Annotated in this window: 13 protein-coding genes; 3 read left to right on the top strand and 10 right to left on the bottom strand. The window is 66.8% G+C overall.

What is annotated here, in order from left to right; all coding sequences use genetic code 11:
- Nucleotides 1-15: 15 nt before the first annotated feature.
- The 8 genes from HRU81_07775 to HRU81_07810 form a co-directional block, all read right to left on the bottom strand.
- Nucleotides 16-1,515 carry a hypothetical protein gene (locus HRU81_07775; protein QOJ31998.1) on the bottom strand — a complete coding sequence of 500 codons (1,500 nt, stop codon included), beginning with the start codon at nt 1,513-1,515 and terminating at the stop codon, nt 16-18.
- Nucleotides 1,512-2,900, bottom strand: a complete 1,389-nt coding sequence (locus tag HRU81_07780; protein QOJ31999.1) for a hypothetical protein — start codon at nt 2,898-2,900, stop codon at nt 1,512-1,514. Before HRU81_07780 ends, HRU81_07775 begins: the two co-directional genes overlap by 4 nt.
- A gap of 27 nt (nt 2,901-2,927) precedes the next feature.
- The gene (locus HRU81_07785; GenBank protein ID QOJ32000.1) at nt 2,928-4,454 is read right to left on the bottom strand and encodes a polysaccharide biosynthesis C-terminal domain-containing protein; all 1,527 of its coding nucleotides are present in this window, start codon (nt 4,452-4,454) and stop codon (nt 2,928-2,930) included.
- Entirely contained in the window at nt 4,451-6,385 is a 1,935-nt protein-coding gene (asnB, locus tag HRU81_07790) for an asparagine synthase (glutamine-hydrolyzing) (protein QOJ32001.1), read from the bottom strand. Before asnB (HRU81_07790) ends, HRU81_07785 begins: the two co-directional genes overlap by 4 nt.
- Nucleotides 6,386-6,460: 75 nt before the next feature.
- Nucleotides 6,461-8,098: a VPLPA-CTERM-specific exosortase XrtD gene (gene xrtD / locus HRU81_07795; protein QOJ32002.1), complete on the bottom strand. Its 1,638-nt coding sequence runs from the start codon at nt 8,096-8,098 to the stop codon at nt 6,461-6,463.
- A gap of 4 nt (nt 8,099-8,102) precedes the next feature.
- Nucleotides 8,103-9,362 carry a glycosyltransferase family 4 protein gene (locus HRU81_07800; GenBank protein ID QOJ32003.1) on the bottom strand — a complete coding sequence of 420 codons (1,260 nt, stop codon included), beginning with the start codon at nt 9,360-9,362 and terminating at the stop codon, nt 8,103-8,105.
- A 177-nt stretch (nt 9,363-9,539) separates the two neighbouring features.
- Complete coding sequence (locus HRU81_07805) at nt 9,540-11,702, bottom strand: Gfo/Idh/MocA family oxidoreductase (GenBank protein QOJ32004.1); 2,163 nt, start codon at nt 11,700-11,702, stop codon at nt 9,540-9,542.
- A gap of 58 nt (nt 11,703-11,760) precedes the next feature.
- On the bottom strand, nt 11,761-13,506 hold the full coding sequence (locus HRU81_07810) for an alginate lyase family protein (GenBank protein ID QOJ32005.1): 1,746 nt from the start codon (nt 13,504-13,506) through the stop codon (nt 11,761-11,763).
- Between the two features lie 104 nt (nt 13,507-13,610).
- Between HRU81_07810 and asnB (HRU81_07815) the strand changes: the two genes are divergently transcribed.
- The 3 genes from asnB (HRU81_07815) to HRU81_07825 are packed head-to-tail and all read left to right on the top strand — an operon-like array spanning nt 13,611 to nt 17,611.
- Nucleotides 13,611-15,527, top strand: a complete 1,917-nt coding sequence (asnB, locus tag HRU81_07815; GenBank protein QOJ32006.1) for an asparagine synthase (glutamine-hydrolyzing) — start codon at nt 13,611-13,613, stop codon at nt 15,525-15,527.
- 18 nt (nt 15,528-15,545) lie between these two features.
- Nucleotides 15,546-16,670, top strand: coding sequence for a glycosyltransferase (locus HRU81_07820; protein QOJ32007.1), 1,125 nt, complete (start codon nt 15,546-15,548; stop codon nt 16,668-16,670).
- 5 nt (nt 16,671-16,675) lie between these two features.
- Nucleotides 16,676-17,611, top strand: coding sequence for a hypothetical protein (locus HRU81_07825; GenBank protein ID QOJ32008.1), 936 nt, complete (start codon nt 16,676-16,678; stop codon nt 17,609-17,611).
- Nucleotides 17,612-17,637: 26 nt separating this feature from the next.
- On the opposite strand, the gene HRU81_07830 is transcribed toward HRU81_07825, so the two are convergent.
- Nucleotides 17,638-18,504, bottom strand: a complete 867-nt coding sequence (locus HRU81_07830) for a class I SAM-dependent methyltransferase (protein QOJ32009.1) — start codon at nt 18,502-18,504, stop codon at nt 17,638-17,640.
- Nucleotides 18,461-19,537 (bottom strand): glycosyltransferase, encoded by a 1,077-nt coding sequence (locus HRU81_07835; protein QOJ32010.1) that lies wholly within the window; start codon nt 19,535-19,537, stop codon nt 18,461-18,463. Before HRU81_07835 ends, HRU81_07830 begins: the two co-directional genes overlap by 44 nt.
- Between the last annotated feature and the right edge of the window lie 18 nt (nt 19,538-19,555).

Consider the following 19,555-nt stretch of genomic DNA (forward strand, 5'->3'; position numbering starts at 1 on the left):
GGCTGCGGATGACGTTCAGCCCGCTGATGGCACGGTCGGCGCCGAATCTGCTGCACCTTCTGGCGCTTGCAGCAGCACTACCTGCCCGCTGTCGAAAAGCGGCTGGAAGCCGAGCGTCTGCAAGCCATCCACCGCCGCCAACACCTCGGCGGAGCTGATCTTCCGATCGACGAGTACGTAGCGCAAGCCCAGGTCCCGGGCCAGGCCAGCCATCGACTGTGCTTCCGCGAGTCGCTGGCGAATGGTAAGCCGGTCGAACGTCATGGCCTTGCTGCCATGACCGGAGGACAGCATGACCAGGGGCGTGTAATACACCAGCGGCGGGAAGCTCACTCGCGGTACTACCAGTGCGCAGCCCTGGAGGTTCTGCTTGCGGATGAACGCAAAACACTCGAGCCAGGCTACCGGCAGCTGGTTGGCAACGACTACGCCGAACTCCCGCCAGACAATAACCACCGCAACCAGCCCCAGCCCCCCTACCGCCAGTAGCCACCAGCCGCCGGCTGGCAGCGTCGCTGCCAGCAGCCAGGCCACCATTGGACTTGCAAAGAACATATGGTTGACGCTGTTGCCCATCACCCAGACGATTGCCAGCACAAGGATGCCCACGACAAAGGCCGCAGCAAGCGCTAGATCCGGAGGCAGGATCTGGCCGCGACTCCCGGCGAGCACCAGCGTGACGCCCAGCAACGGCAACCAGGGATTGGCCTTGACGATATGCACCGGGTTGCCGAACTCCCGTCGCAGCCGCTGCTGCTGGCCGATGCGCGCATGCACGAGGACACGGCGCAGGTGGTCGCGAATCACGGGACCATACCGGCCACCGGTGACCAGCCAGGCCAGCGCGAAGCCGAGCAGGAGGGCAGTGAGCAACTGGGCGTGGCGCTGCTGGCCTGACGCCCAGAAGCCGATGGCCACCACCGGCGTCACCAGCACGAGGATCTGCGTGACCATGCGCTGGGACAACAGGGCGAGCGCCACGGCCGTGGCACCGGCCAGCACCCACAATACATTGCCGTCGGCAATATAAGCCGACAACGCTCCCACGAAACCCGTGAACCAGAACAGCGCCAGGCCGCGCGGCGTGAGCGAGGCAGTCATGATGGCGTTGATCGGCGTCAGCAGGAAAACCAGTGCTGCCAGTACCGCCCGCCAGGGCTCGAGCCCGAACAGCAGGTGGCCCAGCCCGGCCACCAGCACGGCTGTCAGCAGGTCCACCGCAGCCACGAGGCTCAGCACCAGCGCATAGGGCAGTTCTGCCAGCGGAACGAGCAGGGCCATCAGCAGCGGTGGTAGCTGCAGGACCTCGCGCTCCCCAGTCCTGTAGAAGCTGAGTTCCGGGAACAGCGTACGCTGGCGCCTCATTTCCCTTGCGGTGCGCAGGTAGGTGAAGGCATCGCCAAGTGCCGGGCGCGAGTTGACGCGGACGATGCGCCAGGTCTGCAGGAAAATCACGCCTGCCGCGAGCCAGGACAGGAGCCAGCCGGTGACAGCCATGCCCGTGTCACCGGTCATGCGCGAGGCGTGCCCCGGCCCGGCTCGCCGACGGGCTCGGCTTCCCCATCGGGCGCCGGCGCCGTCCGCCACACCACCGGTTCACGCTGCACCTGCCGCCACAGTGCCAGCAACAACCCGACCATGGTGCTGGTCGCGAGCTCAGGGCTGAAGATGCCCGCGTTGTGGAATACCGCGTTGCCCATCACCGCCAGCAGGCCGACCGAGAAGCAGAGGTACGGGATACGCAGGTCCGGGTGGGTCCGGAGCACCGCGGCCTTCAACGTCCGCTGCGCCTTCCACAGCGCCCACAGGCAGGCCAGCAGCACCAGCCAGCCGGGCACACCTGCCCGCACGCCGACATTGATGTAATGGTTGTGGGGCGCCAGCACCTCTGCCGCCAAGACACCGGAAAACACCGCATCCCCGCCGATGACCTCCCGCGCATACTCGCGCTGTGTCGGCCCGATGACCGGGTGCTTGAGCACGCTGGTGATGCCATGCACCTGGTACATGATCCGGGTCACGACCTCGTCGATGCTGGTGCCACCGAAGCGGTCCGCCAGCGTTCCACTGGAGAGGGCTACCTGGTTCACGGCGCCGGGGCTGGCGCCCGGAGCCCGACTGCCGATCAGCTGTTGCATGCCGATGAATGCCAGCGCCAGCACCGCCAGCAGGACAAGGTTGCGCGCTCGTTGCTGCGCCTTCAAAACCAGGTACAGCACACCCACGAAGAAAACTGCTGCAGATGCCCGCTCGGCATTGAGGAACAGTCCCAGCACCAGCACCACCAGCGCCGCCAGCCAGATCAGCTTTTTCTCCCGCTGGTAAAGGCCCACCGCCAGGAACGGAAATGACGCCAGCAGGTACGAGAAGATATGCGGAGGCCCGTACAGGCCGGCGATCTGGCTGCCCTCGCCAATCATCATCTCGCCGGTGTCACTCGAGTGCAGCATCCAGTCGCGGATCGAGGCAAACGGCTCGCCGATGAAAAACACCAGGCTGCCGAACACCACCTGTATCACGCCTACGACCACCAGCAGCTTGAGGATCTGCCGCCTGGTTGCCGGGTAGCTGCAAACGTCGGCCAGGAGCAGGATGTAGACGGCCGCACGGAGGTGCCGGCCGGGGTTGCCAATGACACCACCGCGCAGGAAATCATGGGCCACGTCCAGCATGCTGAACAGCACCAGCAGCATGACCACCGCCGACAGGCGCCCACTGGAGAATGCAAGCCGCGACAGCCGGCCACCGTAGAGCAGCAGCGCCGCCAGGAACAGGAAATTCTCAGGTGCCAGGTTGACACCGGGCAACACCGGTAACGGAAAGAAACGGATGAGGATCAGGCCCACGAGCAGCCACAGGCCCAGCGACCCGGCCCGGGCCTGGCCTGGAATGGTGGTCAACCTGCGTGCATCGGCCGCCATCGCCCCTCAGCCCCGCACGCGCCGGCGCAGGCCGTCGAACAGGCGGAGTTCCTCCGCATCGAGGCCATGGTTGAAGAACACCGCCACGCAGTAGAGCAGCCCGCAGCCGGCGATGAGCAGCAGCAATTGCATGACGTCGACCACGTGTTCCTTCAGCAGCAGCGCCACGGTGACCGGCACCGCGAGGTTGACTACCGTGCGCCCCATCATCGCGAACGGGAAACTCAGCGGCACCGAAAACACGCGCCGGAAGGCGAACCAGTAGAGCGCCAGCTGCAGTACCGCCGCGCTGCCCGTCGCCAGCGCCGCCCCGGCGATGCCCCAGCGTGGCACCAGCAGCACATCGAGCAGCAGATTGTAGACAGAGGTCAGGCCCGAGAACAGCAACAGGACGTTCTTCTCCAGCACCGCTATCAGGGGCACGAAGGGAAAGGTCAGCCCGAGGCAGAAGCCGAAGCCCGCGAGGACCGCCAGCGGCCCGAAGGCTGGCGCATAGGCCGGCGAATACACCAGGCGGATCACCTCCCCGCCCAGCACCAGCAGCAGCGTCACCAGCGGCCAGTGCAGCAGCATCACCGCCTTGTTGAGGAAGCGGAAGGCCCGCAGCAGCTCCGCCTGGCCGCCGCCGGCAGCATGGCGGGCGGTCAGCAGCGGCGTCAGCACGCCGCGCAACAGGCTCGCCGGGTTGAGGGCGTTCGCGAACAGGATCAGCGTCGAGGCCAGGCCGTACAGGGCCACCTGTTCCGGCCCGAGGTAATGGGCGATGACGAAGCTGTCCACCGACAGATCGCGGAACACGTTGACATTGATCGCCAGGTAGCCGATGAGCGAGTAGCGCAGGATGCGGCCGCGGTAGTCGTCGGCGTCGATCTCCGCCGCGCCGCCCGCCGCCGGCGGATGCGCACCGAGCCACTGCCGGTTGCGCACCAGGATGTAGGCCAGCGCCAGCGCCGGCGCCACGAACAGCGCGCCCAGCACGCCGACCAGGCCGAGCCCGGCGAGGAAAGCCACGGTGAACCCGGCGAGCTTCAGCAAGGCCACGACCGCCCGCAGCCCGCTCATCTCCACGTAGGCGCCCCGCGCGGAGAACAGGCTGTAGCCGTTGATGCTGTTCGCGCTCTGCACCACGAGGATCGCGCAGACCAGCAGCAGCGCATCGGTCAGCGCCGGCGGGAAGGCGAAGAAGGCGCCGACCGGCCCGCGCGCCGCCAGCAGGATGCCGCAGAACGCCAGCAGTGCGATCGCCCGCACCACCCGCACCGCGAGCAGCAGCGAGCGCAGGGCACCGAAGCGCCCGCGCGCCACCATCTCCGCGCCGAAGCGCTGCAGGGTGGCCTCCAGCCCGCAGGAGGTCACGTAGGAGCCGATCATGATGATGGAGCCGGCGAGCTTGTAGGCGCCGTAGTCCGTCACGCTGAGCGTGCGCACGGTGAGGATGGAGACCGCCACCCCCACCACCGTCTCCACCAGGAAGGCGCCGTAGCCGGCAGCCGACCAGGCGAGGGCGTTCTGCCGCGGGGCCGCGGGTTTCATCGTCCACCGCCCGGCTGGCTCGTGGCCGCCACGTCGGCATCCAGCCACGCCTGGAACCCCAGCACGAACCACATCTGGCCCGACCAGTCATGCGCGCCCGAGACGTGCTCCCGCCACTTCGCCCGGATCCCGGCCGGGTCGAAATAGCCTTCGCGCCGCAACCGGTCCTCCGCCAGCAGCCCCTCGGCCCAGTCGCGCAGCGGTCCCCGCAGCCAGCTGTCGATCGGCACGGCAAAGCCCCGCTTCGGCCGGTCGATCAGCACGCGGGGCACGTGCCGGTACAGCACCTGGCGCAGCAGCCACTTCGATTGCCCGTCCCGGACCTTGAGATCCGGCGGCAGGCACCAGGCGAACTCCGCCACGCGATGGTCCAGCAGCGGCACGCGGGCCTCGAGGCTCACTCCCATGCTGGCGCGGTCGACCTTCACGAGGATGTCGTCGGGCAGGTACATCACCATGTCCTGGAACATCATGAAGTCCAGGAAGCGGTCGAACGACGGCCAGCGGGCAGGATCGGTGAGCACGGTCAGCGGCTCGCGCGCACCCGGCACGATCCGTTCCGGCTCGGGCCAATGGGAGATGCGGTGGGCGAAGAACCGCTCACGCGATGCCGCCGGCAGCATGGCCGCGAGCTTGCGCAGCGGGTGCCCGGTGAACTCCGGTGCGAGCGCACCGACCAGCGACGCCAGCGCGCGCCGCAGCGGCCGGGGCATCCAGCCGATGCGGCGCCACAGGGCGGATTCACGGAAGTAGCGCCGGTACCCCGCGAAGAACTCGTCCCCGCCGTCGCCGGAGAGCGCCACCGTGACGTGCTGGCGCGCCAGCTTCGCGACCAGATAGGTGGGAATCTGCGAGGAATCGGCGAACGGCTCGTCGTAGAGCGTGGGCAGCAGCGGGATCACGCCCATCGCCTCCTCCGGGCTGACGTAGAGTTCCGTGTGCCGGGTGCCGAGATGGCGCGCCACCTCGGCGGCGTGCACCGCCTCGTTGAACCCCGCCTCGTGGAAACCGATGCTGAAGGTGTTCACCGGTTGCGACGACTGCGCCTGCATCAGCGCCACCACGGTGGAGGAGTCGATGCCGCCGGAGAGGAACGCGCCCAGCGGCACGTCAGCCTCCATGCGCAGGGCCACCGCGTCCTTCAGCAGCGCCTCCAGTTCGTCGATGGCCTGCTCCGGCGCCACCCTGCGCGGCCTGGCCGCGCCCTGCTCCGCCACCTGCGCCGCGGACCAGTAGGCCTGCGGCTGCGGGAGATCGCCGGGCGCGGCCGCTGCCGGCAGGCTCAGGCAGGTGCCGGGCAGGAGCTTGTGGATGCCGCCATGGATGGAGAACGGCGCGGGCACGTAGCCGTGGCGCATGTAGAGGGCCAGCACGTCGCGGTCCACCTCGCCCCGCCAGGCCGGATGCGCCCGCAGCGCCTTCAGCTCGGAGCCGAAGAGGAACACCCCGCCCATCCAGCCGTAGTACAGCGGCTTCTCGCCGAGGCGGTCACGGGCGAGGTGCAGCGTCCGCTCCTGCCTGTCCCACAGGGCGAAGGCGAACATGCCGTTGAAGCGCCCGAGCGCCGCGCGCAGCCCCCAGTGGGCGATCGCCGCCAGCATCACCTCGGTGTCGGAATGGCCCCGCCAGGCCACCGGCCCGGCGGCGGCCTCGAGCTCGGCGCGGACCTGGCGGTAGTTGTAGACCTCGCCGTTGAAGGCGATGACGTAGCGGCCGCAGGCCGAGTGCATCGGCTGGTGGCCTTCGGGAGAGAGGTCGATGATCGACAGGCGGCGGTGGCCGAGGCCGATGCCCGCCTCCGCGTCCTGCCAGATGCCGCCGTCGTCGGGTCCTCGGTGGCGGATGCGCTCCGCCATCGCCCCGAGGATCGCGGCCCGGGACGCGGCATCGCGGGCATGGCCCCGGTCAATGAAGCCGCAGAGGCCGCACATCGCTCGTCCCCGGGCGGCCCACGCCACCTGGCGCGGCTGTCGTCGCCGCGGCGCTCCCGTCGGGTCTGGTGATCATCACTGCGCGGGGCTGCCCGCCGGTCCCGCCACCAGGCTCTTCTGCGGGATGAAGTAGTAGAGCTTCGGCTCGGCGAGGCGGATGAAGGCCTCCACGCGGCGGTCCGCGGCGGCGATGTCCTCGCCGCCGGTGACGGGCACGGTGACCCGCACCATGGCGCCGTCGGTGCGGTTGTGCCACAGCGAATCCCAGAAGATGAACCACTTCACCAGGTACTCGCTGGTGAGGTAGCGGCCGCGCTGCATGAACCAGTAGTACACCAGTGCCCTGGTGTCGCCCTTGGTGATGAGCGCGCGGTTGACCTGCAGCGGCGCGCCGCCCGGGCCGGCATCGGCGAGGCTGCGGGTGCCGAACTCCTCGATCTGCCAGCCGCCGCCGGGCAGGCAGGCCTTGGGCGAGTGCACCGAGGCGCCCTTGCGCTGGGAGTCGTAGTAGGCGACGTAGAAGTCCAGCGGCACGGGGTCGCCCTGCTGCCTGTAGGTGGCGACCAGGTAGTCGGTGAGCTTCAGTTCGCCGAGCACATCGCTGCCGAGGACGCCGTCCTGGCCGCGCCAGGTGCCGAGCACCAGCGGGAAGCTGCTGAGCGCGGCACGCCCCTGCGGCACCACCTCCTCGCGGACCTGGATGGCGAGCGAGCCGGCCATGCCGGCCACCAGCAGCCCGAGCGCCACGTAGACCGGTGCGCGGGCGCCGCGCTCGCCGACGAGGTAGCGGAAATCCCCGAGGCCGGGGATCTCCACCTCGAACACCTCGGCCAGCCGGCGCTTCTCGATCAGGGCGAAGGCGCCCATCTCCAGGAACAGCAGCGCGATGCAGGCGACGAAGATGATCCAGCCCTCGAAGTAGTGCAGGAAGCCCTCGGCCTGGCCGGTGCCGTAGCGGTTGACCAGCACGCCGGTGACGGCGATGCGGAAGCTGTTCATGAAGATGGTGATCGGCACCGCGGAGAGGAAGATCACCGCCTTCTGCCACAGGCGGCCGCGGAAAATGTAGGCGCAGAAGAACGAGAAGCTGACCAGCGGGAAGAGATAGCGCAGGCCGCTGCAGGCCTCGACCACCTGCAGCTGGTAGACGCCGAGGTCGATGACATTGCCTTCGAGGTAGACGCTGATGCCGATGGCGCGCAGGAACGTGGTGCCGATCTCCGAGGACCAGAGCTGGAACAGGTTGGAGAGGTTCCACTGGAAGAAACGCGGCAGCGGGATCATGAACACCAGGTACACCAGCCCCGGCCAGAGCACCCGCACGCCGCGCCAGCCGACGGCCGTCCACACCAGGCCCCAGAGCGTCAGCAGGAAGGCGTACTGGATGACGGTGTAGATGGCGCTGAGCTCGCCGAGCACGAAGCCGGCGAGGCCGAGCACGACCAGCACCAGGCCGGCGGCCGAGGGCGCCGTCGGCGTGGCCCGCAGCTGCTCGGCCCTGGCCCACAGCAGGTAGAGGCTGACCAGCGGGATCAGATAGCCATGCTGGTACTCGGGCTCCTGCCACCACTGCACCATCAGCCACAGGCCGTCGCGGAAGATCACCGCCAGCGCCAGCGCGCAGGCGACGAGCAGGGCGAGCCCGGCGCGGGACCAGGGCGGCGCCGGGACGGCGGCAGGGGTTGCGGGCGATGGGGCCGGGTTCGTTGTCATGGCTTCAGGGCTCGGGGTCCTGGCGGACCGGGATGCGGTGATGCTCGGCCACGACGGCGGCGAGCAGGTCTTCGTAGCGCTCGGCGAGGCGGCTGCGGTCGGCGTTCTGCTCCACCCACTCGCGGCCGGCCTGGCCCATGGCGAGGCGCCGCTGCGGATCGGCCCAGAGCTCGCGCACCGCGCCGGCGAGTTCCGCGGCATTCTCCGGCGCGATGCACAGCCCGGCACCGCTTTGCTCGATGAGCGCCTGGCTCTCGCCGCGCACGCCGAGGATCACGGGCTTCATCATCGCCAGGCTCTCGACGATCTTCGAGGGGATCACCGAGCGGAACAGCGGCTGGTCGCGCAGCAGCACCAGGCTCACCGCGGTGGCCGCCCAGATGGCGGGCATGCGCACCTTGGACTGCTGGCCGAGCATGATGACGTTGGTGAGCTGCATCTCGTCGCGCTGGCGCAGCAGCGCCTCGCGCCGGGCGCCGTCGCCCACCAGCAGGAAGACGATCTCGGGCTGGCCGCGCAGCAGGCGCGCGGCCTCCAGCACGGTCTCCAGGCCGTGCGAGACGCCGTGCGTGCCGACATAGGAGACGACGAACTTGCGGCTCAGGCCGAGCTCCTCGGCCACGTCGCTGGCGCTCTGCGAGGGCGCGAAGAAGGCGAGGTCCACGCCGTTCTTGATGACGGAGATCTTCTCCGGGCGCCCGCCGCGGGCCTCGATATGGCTGCAGAAGGAATCGGTGACCGAAACGATGTGGTCGGCCTTGCGGTAGGCGAAGGACTCCAGCCACTCCAGAAAGCGAATCCAGATGCTCTTCTTCATCGCCCCCACGGCGACGATGGACTCGGGCCAGATGTCGCGGATCTCCAGCACCCAGGGCACGCGCTTCAGCCGGCTGACCAGGTAGCCCGCCAGGCCGCAGAAGAACTGCGGCGAGGTGCTGACCACGATATCGGTGCGCGGTAGGAACGGCGCCAGCACGGTCGCCATGAGCAGGTAGACGCTGTAGTTGATCGTGCGCCGCAGGAAGCCCTTGTTCGGCGCCAGGAAGGTCCACATGCGGTAGACCCGGATCCCGGAGCGGACATCCCGCTGCAGGAAGCCGTTGCGGTAACCCTCGTAGATGCGCCCGGCCGGGTGGTTGGGCACGCAGGTCAGCACCGCCACCTCGTGGCCATGGGCCACCCACGCCCGGCAGTGCTCGTAGGTGCGGCTGGCCGGGGCGTTGACCTCCGGCGGGAAGTAGTGACTGAGGAACAGGATTCGCACGGATGTGGTTGTTTTTCTGGCCCCGGGCACCCGGTGCGGCGCTGTGGTCCGGGGATTCTAACCCGCCTGTCGGACAGGGCGAGGACGGGATGCACGGTCTGCAAAGGGACTCCCCCTTATGTCAGGCCGGATGCCCGGCCCTGCCCGCGAGTCTCCCGGACGGGTGTTAATCCGGGCTTAAGGGGCTGCCCAGCCGTACTCGTCCCCGGTCTGCAGGCTGCGCGCCCCGAGGATGCAGGCCCTGGAAACGGCCTCCAGGCGTTCCAGCGACTGCGAGGGGGCGACCCCCTCCAGCACCTCGCGGCGGAACTGCGCCATCTCCGCGGCGAAGCCCTTGTCGCGCTTGCCGGACTTGAACAGCCGGCGGCGACCTCCCTGGTACAGCTCCGTCACCAGGAAGTCGTCCAGCACCAGCGCGCGGCCATCGCCGAAGGCCTCGAAGCGCTCCTTGGCGAGCGCGGCATCGCCCCCGGCGGCATAGACCAGCGTGCCCACCGAGCCGTCGGCGAAGCCGAAGGTCAGGATGCACTGGTCGGAGGTGATGCCCGTGGCGTGGCGGCCGATGGCGATGCCGCGCACCCGCACCGGCAACGCGCCGCAGACCTCGACCATGAAATCGAGGAAGTGGCAGCCCTCGCCGATGATGCGCCCGCCGCCGACCGCCGGATCCTGCACCCAGTGGCTGGCGGGGATGGCCCCCGCATTGACCCGGTAGCTCATCACCAGCGGCTCGCGGTGGCCGGCGAAGAACTCCCGCGCCTGCCGGCCGTGGCTGGAATAGGCGCGGTTGAAGCCGACCATGAGCCGCAGGGACTGCGCCGCCGGGGCGCGGCAGGCGGCGAGGATCGCCTCGAGCTCCTCTTCCGTCAGGCACAGCGGCTTCTCGACGAACACATGCTTGCCCGCCTGCAGGGCGGCGATGACCATGCGCGCGTGATCCGCGTGGCGGGTGCCGATCAGCACCGCGTTCACCGCCGCGTCCGCCAGCACCTCGGTGAAATCCGTGGTGCGCCCGGGGATGCCGAGGCGCTCCGCCAGCGCGTTGGTCGAGATGCCGGTACCACCACACAACCAGCGCAGGCTCACTCCGGGCTGGCCCTTGAGGTGCGGCAGCAGCATGTCGCGCACATGATTGCCCGCACCGATGAGACCGAGCGCCAGGCTGCCCGCGGGCGCCGCAGGGACAGCCACCGGCGCAGGTGCCGGCGCGGACGCCGCGGGATGCGGGGGATACTCGAGCAGGATGCCGAGGTAGGGCTCGGTCCCCGCCATCATCATCTGGTAGGCCGCCTCCGCCTCGGCGATGCCGTAGCGGTGGCTGGTCAGCGCCTTGACGTTGACCCGCCCGGCCTGGATCAGCCAGAGGAAGGCCGCCATGTTGCGCTGCTCGGTCCAGCGCACGTAGCCGTAGGGATAGTCCTGCCCCTTCTCCTCGTAGGCCGGGTCGTAGCGGCCCGGGCCGTAGGACATGGAGAGGCGCAGCTCGAGCTCCTTCTTGTAGTAGGGCTCGCGCGGCAGGTCCATGCCCACGGCGCCCACCACGACGACCCGCCCCTTCGGCCGGCAGATCTCGCCGGCCACGGACACCGGCCCGCTGTCGCGGGTGCTGGCGGTGATGATCACCGCATCCACGCCCTGCCCCTGGCCGAGCGCCAGGGCGGCCGCGGGCAGCTCGCCCGGCAGCACCGCCTCGTCCGCGCCGAAGGATTTCGCCAGCGCCAGCTTGTCCGCGGCGATGTCCGCGGCGACGACGCGGCAGCCGTTGGCCTTGAGGATCTGCACCGTGATCTGCCCGAGCAGCCCCAGGCCGATGACCGCCACCACATCGCCGAGGCGCGGCTCCGCCTGGCGCACGCCCTGCAGGGCGATGGCGCCGAGAGTGACGTAGGCGCCCTCCTCGAAGCCCAGACTTTCGGGCAGGTGCACGCACAGATTCTTCGGCACCCAGACCTGCTCGGCATGCGAGGCATAGCCCTGCCCGGCGCAGGCCACGCGGTCGCCCACGGCGAAGCCCTGCACATCGGGGCCCACGTCGATGACCACGCCGGCGCAGCTGTAGCCAAGCGCCACCGGGGAATCCAGGCGCTGGAACACCATCTTCAGGGTGTCGGCGAGGCCATCCTTGCGGGCCTTGTTGAGCACCTTGCGGACCATCTCCGGGCGTTCCATGGCCTTGCCGAGCAGGTTCTTGCGGGCCACGCTGACCGTGGACTTCTCGGTGCCCGCGCTGATCAGCGAGGCGGCATTGGCCACCACCAGCCCGCCGCCGCGGCCGGTGGGCTCGGGTACGTCCTGCACGGCCAGCTCGCCGCTGCGGTAGTTCTGCACGACCTGTCGCATGGTTCCGATCCGTTTTCCTTGTCGGGCGCCGGGCCCGAATGCTAACAGCAATGGGGGTTCAGGCCGGCCCTTCCCGGCTGCCCGCCGCGGCGCGCTGCAGCCGGTAGCCGAACTCCACCGGCAGCTGCCGTTGCAGCACCAGCACCACCACCGTGGTCTCCTGCTGCCGGCCAAACTCCGGGCAATGCAGCCCCCGGCGCAGTTCCACCGATGCCTCACCCCGGGGCGTGATCCACAGCACCGTCCGCCCCTCGCGGAGCACCCGGTACCGGCCATCCGGCCCGGCCTCGACGCGGCAGGCCGGGTGCAGATGGATGAAGCTCTCGAGGCGATGCGCGCCGCCGCCGGTGAGGCGATCGGCAATATCCCATGTTCCATCGAGGCTCGCCGTGATGCGACGCTCATGCACGACCCGGCCCGGCAGGCGCCGGTAGCCATCGTGCGCGCCGTGGAATTCCAGCCGCCCGCCCGCCAGCGGCCCGAGACGGGCGAACAGCGGCCGCGCGCGGCGCGCCACGCGGAACGCGCCCCAGACTTCCGATTGGTCCGCGCCATCGACCACCACGGTGTTGTGCGCCGCCGTGCCCCGCAGCCGCGCGCGCAGCGGTGTCGCCTCGTAGTCGTAGGTGCCGCTGTCCACCACCACCCGCTCGCCGTCGAGGCAGAGCTCGTAGCTCAGCAGGTCCGCATGCGTGTGGCCAGGCTGGTAGTCCGGCCCGCCCGGGCCGCAATCCACCAGCAGGCTGTCGCCGCCGGCACGATAACCGTAGTAGCCGCTCTCCGGCAGTTCGATGCGGCGCGGGGCCGCGTCCTCCGGCGCCCCGCCGGCCACGCCCTCGCCGAGCACCCGGCGCCCGTAGTCCAGCAGCGCTGCCGGTGCCGGCGCTATGCCGAAGGCCGCATCGTTGAACAGCGGGATGTCGCCATCACCCGCCAGGACCTGCGCAAGCCAGTGCCAGGCCCGGGCCGCCACCGCGCGCAGCGCCGCACGATCGGCGTCGCTCGCGAGCGACGCATTGGCATCGAGCAGGTTGATGGCATCGAGATAGTCCTCGAGCACGATCGCGTGGTACATCGCGCTGCGCTCGTAGTGCCCGCCATCCGCCAGCACCTGCTCCGCGCCCTGCTCCACCATCAGCGCCACGCCCCGCGCCAGCCAGGCCGCCGCCTGCGCGCCGCCGAAGAACGCACCGCCGAACACCAGCGCCTTGGCATTCTTCACCACGTGGTTCGCGCCGAGATGGAACTCCAGGTTGCGCTCCAGCCAGGCGAGCTGCAGGGCGAGGCTCGCCAGCCACGCCTCCCGCGGCTCCAGGCCCTCGGAGAAGGCCTTGATCCAGTTCACCGCGCGCAGCGAGATCGGATAGGCCTCCCAGGCATCCACGCTCCCCGGCCGGTTGCCCGCGATCCAGCTCTCGATCAGCCGTGCGCGATCCGCCGGCGGCAGGTCCGGTGCGCGCAGGTAGTCCATGTAGTGCAGGTTGTAGCGCCAGAGCTTGGGTTGGGCGGGGCTGCGCCAGTCGATTGCGTCGAGCGGCAGGCGGTGGGGGTCATTGAGGAAAGTGAGATGGCGGGGAAGCCCGCTCCCCTCCACCACGGGCGCGAGGAAGGCTGCGCGGCACGGATGGAGGAGCGCCTGACCGGGATCCCGTGGCGGGCGCGCCGGCAGCTGGGGCAGGACCCGCCGGCGCAGCAGCCCGGCGAGCTGGCGGAACCGCAGTCTGCGCAGGGTGTGGAAATACCGTGCAAGCACGCGCCTGAAGCTCTCCTTGCCGAGAAATCCCGCCCTTGAGCGTCGGCGCACGTGCCGGGGCCAGGTACTTGTGTACAGTAATACCGTACTACAGTAGTACAGGCACCCATGCTTCTGAAACTGAACCGGATTATGCCCTGCTTACCGGGTGCCTCATGTGCGGGCTGACCGGCTACGCCGGCACGCACCAGCCGGAGTTGCTCCAGGCCATGGTCCGCACGCTGGCGCACCGGGGCCCGGACCACGAAGGCATGTGGACGGACGAGAACGCCCAGGTGGGACTCGCCCACCGCCGGCTGTCCATCATCGACCTGTCGGCCGCCGCCCACCAGCCGATGTGCACGCCGGATGGCTCGCTGGTACTCGCCTACAACGGCGAGATCTACAACTTCCCGGAGCTTCGTGCGAGCCTCGAGGCTGGGGGAGTGGCCTTCCACAGCCACAGCGACACCGAGGTGCTGCTGCGACTGTATGAGCGTGACGGCCTCGACGCGCTGGCACGGCTCAACGGCATGTTCGCCTTCGCCCTCTGGGACCAGCGCAGAAACCGGCTGGTCCTCGCGCGCGACCATGCCGGCATCAAGCCGCTGTATTACTGCCAGCATGCCGGCGTGCTGTATTTCGCCTCCGAGGTGAAGGCACTGCTGCACGTGCCCGGCCTGCCGCGGCGGCTCAATCCCGAGGCCGTGGTGGACTACCTGACCTTCCTCTGGGTGCCTGGCGCCGACACCATGATCGAGGGCATCCGCAAGCTGGAGCCGGGCCATCACCTCGTCTGGGAGGCTGGCAAGCTGACGGTGCGCCGCTGGTTCCACATGGATTACGACCCTGATCCCGGCCCCGGCGAGGACGAATGGATCGAGGCCATCCGCACGACGTTCACGCGCGCGGCAACGGCGCAGATGATCTCCGACGTGCCCCTGGGCGCCTTCCTCTCGGGTGGCCTCGATTCCTCCAGCATTCTCGCCGCGATGCGCAGCGCCTTCCCCGACCGGGAAATCCGTGCCTATTCCGCACGATTTCCGCCCGGGGAAATGGCCGCCGAACAGGGCGTCGATGACCAGCCCTTCGCCGAGGCCGTGGCCCGCCACCTTGGCCTGCAGCTCGTCAGCGTGGATATCCGGCCCGATGTGATCAGCCTGCTGCCGCGCATGGTCTACCATCTCGACGAGCCCGACGCCGATCCCGCCATCTTCCCCTCCTATCTGATCGCACGACAGGCACGCGAGGACGGCTTGCGGGTCCTGCTCTCGGGTACGGGCGGTGACGAGGTGTTCTTCGGCTATCGCAGTCATGCCGCCATCAGGCGCATCGAGAGCATGCAGCACCTTCCGCGACCCCTGCTGTCCGGCGCGCTCGGCATCGCCGCCGGCCTCACACGCCGGTTCACCGGCGCCTCGGCACCCCTGGCGCGCCGGCTCGCCAAGTTCCGGCGCGCAATGCAGGCACGATCACCACTGGAACGCCACCTTGCGCTGACCGACTGGTCGGCGCCAGAAGTCCGCGAGCGTCTGCTCGGGCGGCCGCTCCGGCGTGCCGTCCCGCCCTGCCTCCTCAACTACTCGGCTGCCTTCAGCGGCCATGGCAACCTCAACCACCACTCGCATCTCCTCACGCAGACATTCCTCGCCGCGCACAACTTCCTCTATACCGACAAGTCGAGCATGGCTGCTTCCATCGAGGTCCGGGTTCCCTTCATGGATCTCGAAGTCATGCGGCTCGCTGCACGAATTCCCGAGAGACTGATGATGCGCAACAACGTCACGAAGTACCTGCTCAAGCGAGCCATGGAGCCGTGGCTGCCCCGCCAGGTGATCTACCGGCCCAAGGCCGGATTCGGCGCACCGCTGCGCAAGTGGATACACGGGGACATGGCCGGCGTGGTGACCGAACTGCTGTCGCCAGCGCGTGTGCGCGCACGTGGCCTGTTCGATCCACAGGCTATCGACCAGCTTCGCCGCGAATCGGTGGCTGGCCGGGCGGATCACTCCTACCTGCTCTACGCGCTGGTCAACCTGGAGGTCTGGCAGCAGACGTTCGTTGACCGGGCGGGAGAACTGGTGGTGGTGTGATGCGCAGGTGCTGCTGACATGCGGGTCGCAATCGTCGCCCATGCCCTCCGCGCTGGCGGGGGTGTCCCGGTCGGCGTAAACATAGCGGGCGGCCTGCCACGCGTCCGCCCCGACTGGGAATTTCTCTGTGTTGTACCCGACATGCCGGAATATCTGGCGGCCACAGGGCAGCCGCATGTGCACACCCTGCCATTCCGGCAGACAAGCCGGGCCACTCGTCTACTGTTCGAGCAGATGGCCCTCCCACGCGCAATTCGCCGCTTCGCGCCGGACATCATTTTCAGCTTGGGCAACGCAACTGTTCCCGTTCATGCCCGCCTCCATGCAATGCTGCTGCAGGATGCGCATTTCGTTTATCCGGCCAGCCATTACGGGCCGCTGAGTCCAGCTGACCGTCTACAGCTGGCCGTAAACCGCCTACGCCTGCGACGCTCGCTCCGCTACGCGCGGCTTGTGTTTCTGCAGACGACCTGCATGAAAGCTCGGTTTCTGGAGGCTTGGAATTTCGCCGGTTCTGTGGCCGTCTTACCCAACTTCCTCGACAGCCGGCCGCATGCGACGCCACACTCCACCCCGCCCCAAGGGCTGCCTCTGCGCGTGCTGGTGCTCAGTCGCTACTATCCGCACAAGAACCTGGAACTAATCGCTAATACATTCCGGCAGTTTCGCCACGAGCTGCATGATATTGAGATCCGCTTGACTATCTCTGCAAACCAGCATCCCGGAGCCCGTCGACTATTGCAGGCGATCAGCGCAGACCACCTTGAACGGCAGATCGTGAATACCGGGCCCATACCGATCACGGATCTTGCGCTCGCTTGCCAGGACGCAGACGTCATGCTGCTGCCATCGCTGCTGGAATCCTTTTCCGGGACATATTTGGAAGCCATGCAGACCGGCATACCGATCGTCACTTCCAATCTAGACTTTGCACACGAGGTCTGCGGTAATGCGGCCTTGTACTTTGACCCGACCTCTATGATGGATCTCGCGCAAGCTCTGATTAGACTGAGGGACGATGCGCAGTTACGTCATGATTTGGTGACAGCTGGATTCGGCCGCCTCACTTCATTGCAAGTCGACTGGAAGTCAGCCTTGGAACAGGCAGCCACGGCCCTCGAGGACGCCTTTGGAAGGATCTGATCGCGATGCATGCTGATGCGGGGCTCTCGGCGTTGACCAAGAAGCATGCAGCACTTCCTTGGAAGATTTGCCTGATCATCATCGCCCTACAAACGCCACTCGTCGCCTACTTTCTGATGCACCCCGTTGCCTTCCAGTGGTCGAATGTGATCACAGCTGGCACTGTAACGGATCTAGGCACCGCGCAGCATCGCTTCTTAGACGTGCGTACGGCGCTTGGCAAGATTCCATATAACTCTACGGCGCAGGTGTTTGCGATCAATCCGCCCGACCGCTACCAGCGGACGATCATTGAGGGTAACGGCAATTGCTCGAATTTCGTCAATGGTCTTGCTTACCAATTGATCCATGATGGCGTCTCCTTCCAGATCGCTCACTTTCTCCACATTGAGGACTTTCTGCGAGGGGTTGGCCATAGCGCTCTCAATGTGCCGTATGAAATCGATGGGCAGCACCACATCGGAATTGTGGATGTAGCCGAGGGCGGAATCCCCATGATGAAGTCACGCAATCTGACGCTCGCTGATCTCGCCGCTGGTGGGCTGCACGACGTCACCATAGAACCGCTGAATTCACGGCAGGACCGCGCCAGCCCATACTACGGGCCATTCCTGGATGGTTCCATCCTGGGAATCATGGATGGTGCGGCGACTGCCAGGTATTTCAGATTCCTGGAGCGCATCTATGTGCCGCTGGGAGGCCGCAAGTTAGAGACGTATATGTATCGCGGCCTCGCTATTGTGTTCGCGCTATATCCGCCGGTAGTGGTAACGGCAGCCGACTACGAAAAGCTGTTTGCCGGCCACCGGCCTGTCCGCGTCGCCGCCCGTACACTCACTGCACTACTACGTATCGATGCTGTCCTGGCATTCAGTGCGCCGATCGTGCTGCTTGGCTGGCTGCTATTCCGGATCATCGGTAACCGCACTGCATTGACGTAGCGCTCCTACGTCTGCCGCGCGATCGATTAATCAGACGACCCAGCGCGGACAACCCGTCCTTGACGTTGCGGATGCCAGTTGTCCTTCTTTTGCCCAAGCAACATCAAAGAATCCTTCCAGCCAGGGAACAGTCGCGTAACAGCGAGATAAGCCGCGCGCGCCCAATCGGGAACCCTACCGAGCATATGGTCGCACCCGCGGAGAAGTATGATCTCCACTTGCAGGTACTGCGCAAGGTGCGCCAGATCGCCAAGGACATACTCGCGCACATGGCCTCGCCATCGCCCTTCCTGCCAGTAGTAATCTTCGAACGGCGGAAGATTCGTCCTGCCACACAGAACCGCTAATCGCTTACGAATGTTCACGGCGTTTGGAACGGTGATCAGTAGTAACCCGCTGGGAACCGCGAGCCTCAGCAGATCGCAAAGTAGCTCCCGTGGTGAGTCATGGAGATGCTCCAGGACGTCATTGAGCATGATGACATCGAACGATTGCTCCGGAAACGGTATCGGCCCGCCATCTGCCACCCGCAGGTCAACTCCTGTCGCCGCGGCAAACTTCATAATCCTCTCCCGGTTGCCATCCCTCAGATGCCACCCATCGCCAAGATCATCGTAACCAGCACAGGAGAAGCCCAACCGCTGCAATACGGCTGCGTGATCGCACGGGCCACAGCCGAAGTCGAGGATACGGGATCCGGGTGTGATGAACTGTTCCGCAACTCCAGCGATACTTCTGTACGCCATCTTCCCCCGCGCTTGCGAATCCATATAGCCGGGAAATGGAAACATGGCCGCCACATCTTCGATCGCCCGGTCGATTTTCGAACCCATCGTTCCGAGACTCCGTCTATCGTCCAGCATCGACAACCAGCGCACGAACCTGCTCGGCATGGCTGTTATGCTCAAATCCTCGAAAAAGCTGATCTACATCCGACGCCGCACAGCTCGCGAGCCTGCTCATGAGCGACCGATCAGCGCCGAGACGGGCGATCGCTTCCGCCAGCTCGTGCGGCGATCTCGGCGGACAGAATACGCAATTCTTCCCATCCTCAAGGAATCCCAGCACACCAGGCATCGGCGTTGTGATGATCGGGATACGGAACATCATCGCTTCGTAGAGAACTCGGGGGAACCCCTCAGGATAGTAAGACGGAAAGACAAAGACATCTGCGTGTGAATAGCAATGTATCATTTCATCAGCGGACTGATGCCCGAGCAGCGTTAGACGATCTCGCACACCGCACTCACTCGCCAACGCTTCTACTGCCTCTGATTCCTCCCTCAATCCGCCACCCACCACCACCAGCCTGACATCAAGCCGTTTCTTAGATGTCAGCAAGCCCACCGCCCTCACAATGTCCAAGACCCCCTTTGATTCCACCAATCTGCCGGCGAACATCAAACTCAGCCGAGGCGATGCAAAGTCGCGCGGATGCGGCTTGATGCCAGGCTTAAATAGGGTCAACGGTACTTCGTTTACGACCCGCCTACACTTGCGGACTAGCCGCTGGCGAAATCCTTCTCCAGTCGCTACGACAAAATTCGCACCACCGAGCACAACGCCCGTGAAGTAGCCTTCTTCTTCCCCCCTGGACATCCATGCCCCTCGGACGTACAGGCCGTAGCGACGCCGCAGCAGTTGGCACAGAAGGCCCGCAATGATCGGGAGCGTCCCGGGAAAGAAGATGTATACAATGTCATATCTGGGAAGAATCACGACCAAGCGGATGATAGCGGTGAGATACCTGAATACCCCGCCCAGACCCTTTCCTCCTGGTAATACGCTTCCCAGATCCCACACGCGCAGCGCGTCTACGGACAATTGCCCGGACAGGCTCGAATTGTCAGCGTACTCATGAAATGCCGCGATGGCAGTCGCATCAAAATGCGCTGCAAGATCCGATACCAGATCAACCTCTGCCACCTCCAGTCTTCTAATCGA

It is taken from the genome of Gammaproteobacteria bacterium, assembly GCA_015709695.1.
Lineage (GTDB): Bacteria > Pseudomonadota > Gammaproteobacteria > Steroidobacterales.

Excerpts from the sequence above, each read along its gene's own strand:
- HRU81_07805 (QOJ32004.1), bottom strand. The coding sequence starts at position 11,702 with ATGCGACAGGTCGTGCAGAACTACCGCAGCGGCGAGCTGGCCGTGCAG.
- asnB (QOJ32006.1), top strand. The coding sequence starts at position 13,611 with ATGTGCGGGCTGACCGGCTACGCCGGCACGCACCAGCCGGAGTTGCTC.
- asnB (QOJ32001.1), bottom strand. The coding sequence starts at position 6,385 with ATGTGCGGCCTCTGCGGCTTCATTGACCGGGGCCATGCCCGCGATGCC.
- HRU81_07785 (QOJ32000.1), bottom strand. The coding sequence starts at position 4,454 with ATGAAACCCGCGGCCCCGCGGCAGAACGCCCTCGCCTGGTCGGCTGCC.
- xrtD (QOJ32002.1), bottom strand. The coding sequence starts at position 8,098 with ATGACAACGAACCCGGCCCCATCGCCCGCAACCCCTGCCGCCGTCCCG.
- HRU81_07830 (QOJ32009.1), bottom strand. The coding sequence starts at position 18,504 with ATGCCGAGCAGGTTCGTGCGCTGGTTGTCGATGCTGGACGATAGACGG.
- HRU81_07825 (QOJ32008.1), top strand. The coding sequence starts at position 16,676 with ATGCATGCTGATGCGGGGCTCTCGGCGTTGACCAAGAAGCATGCAGCA.
- HRU81_07775 (QOJ31998.1), bottom strand. The coding sequence starts at position 1,515 with ATGACCGGTGACACGGGCATGGCTGTCACCGGCTGGCTCCTGTCCTGG.
- HRU81_07820 (QOJ32007.1), top strand. The coding sequence starts at position 15,546 with ATGCGGGTCGCAATCGTCGCCCATGCCCTCCGCGCTGGCGGGGGTGTC.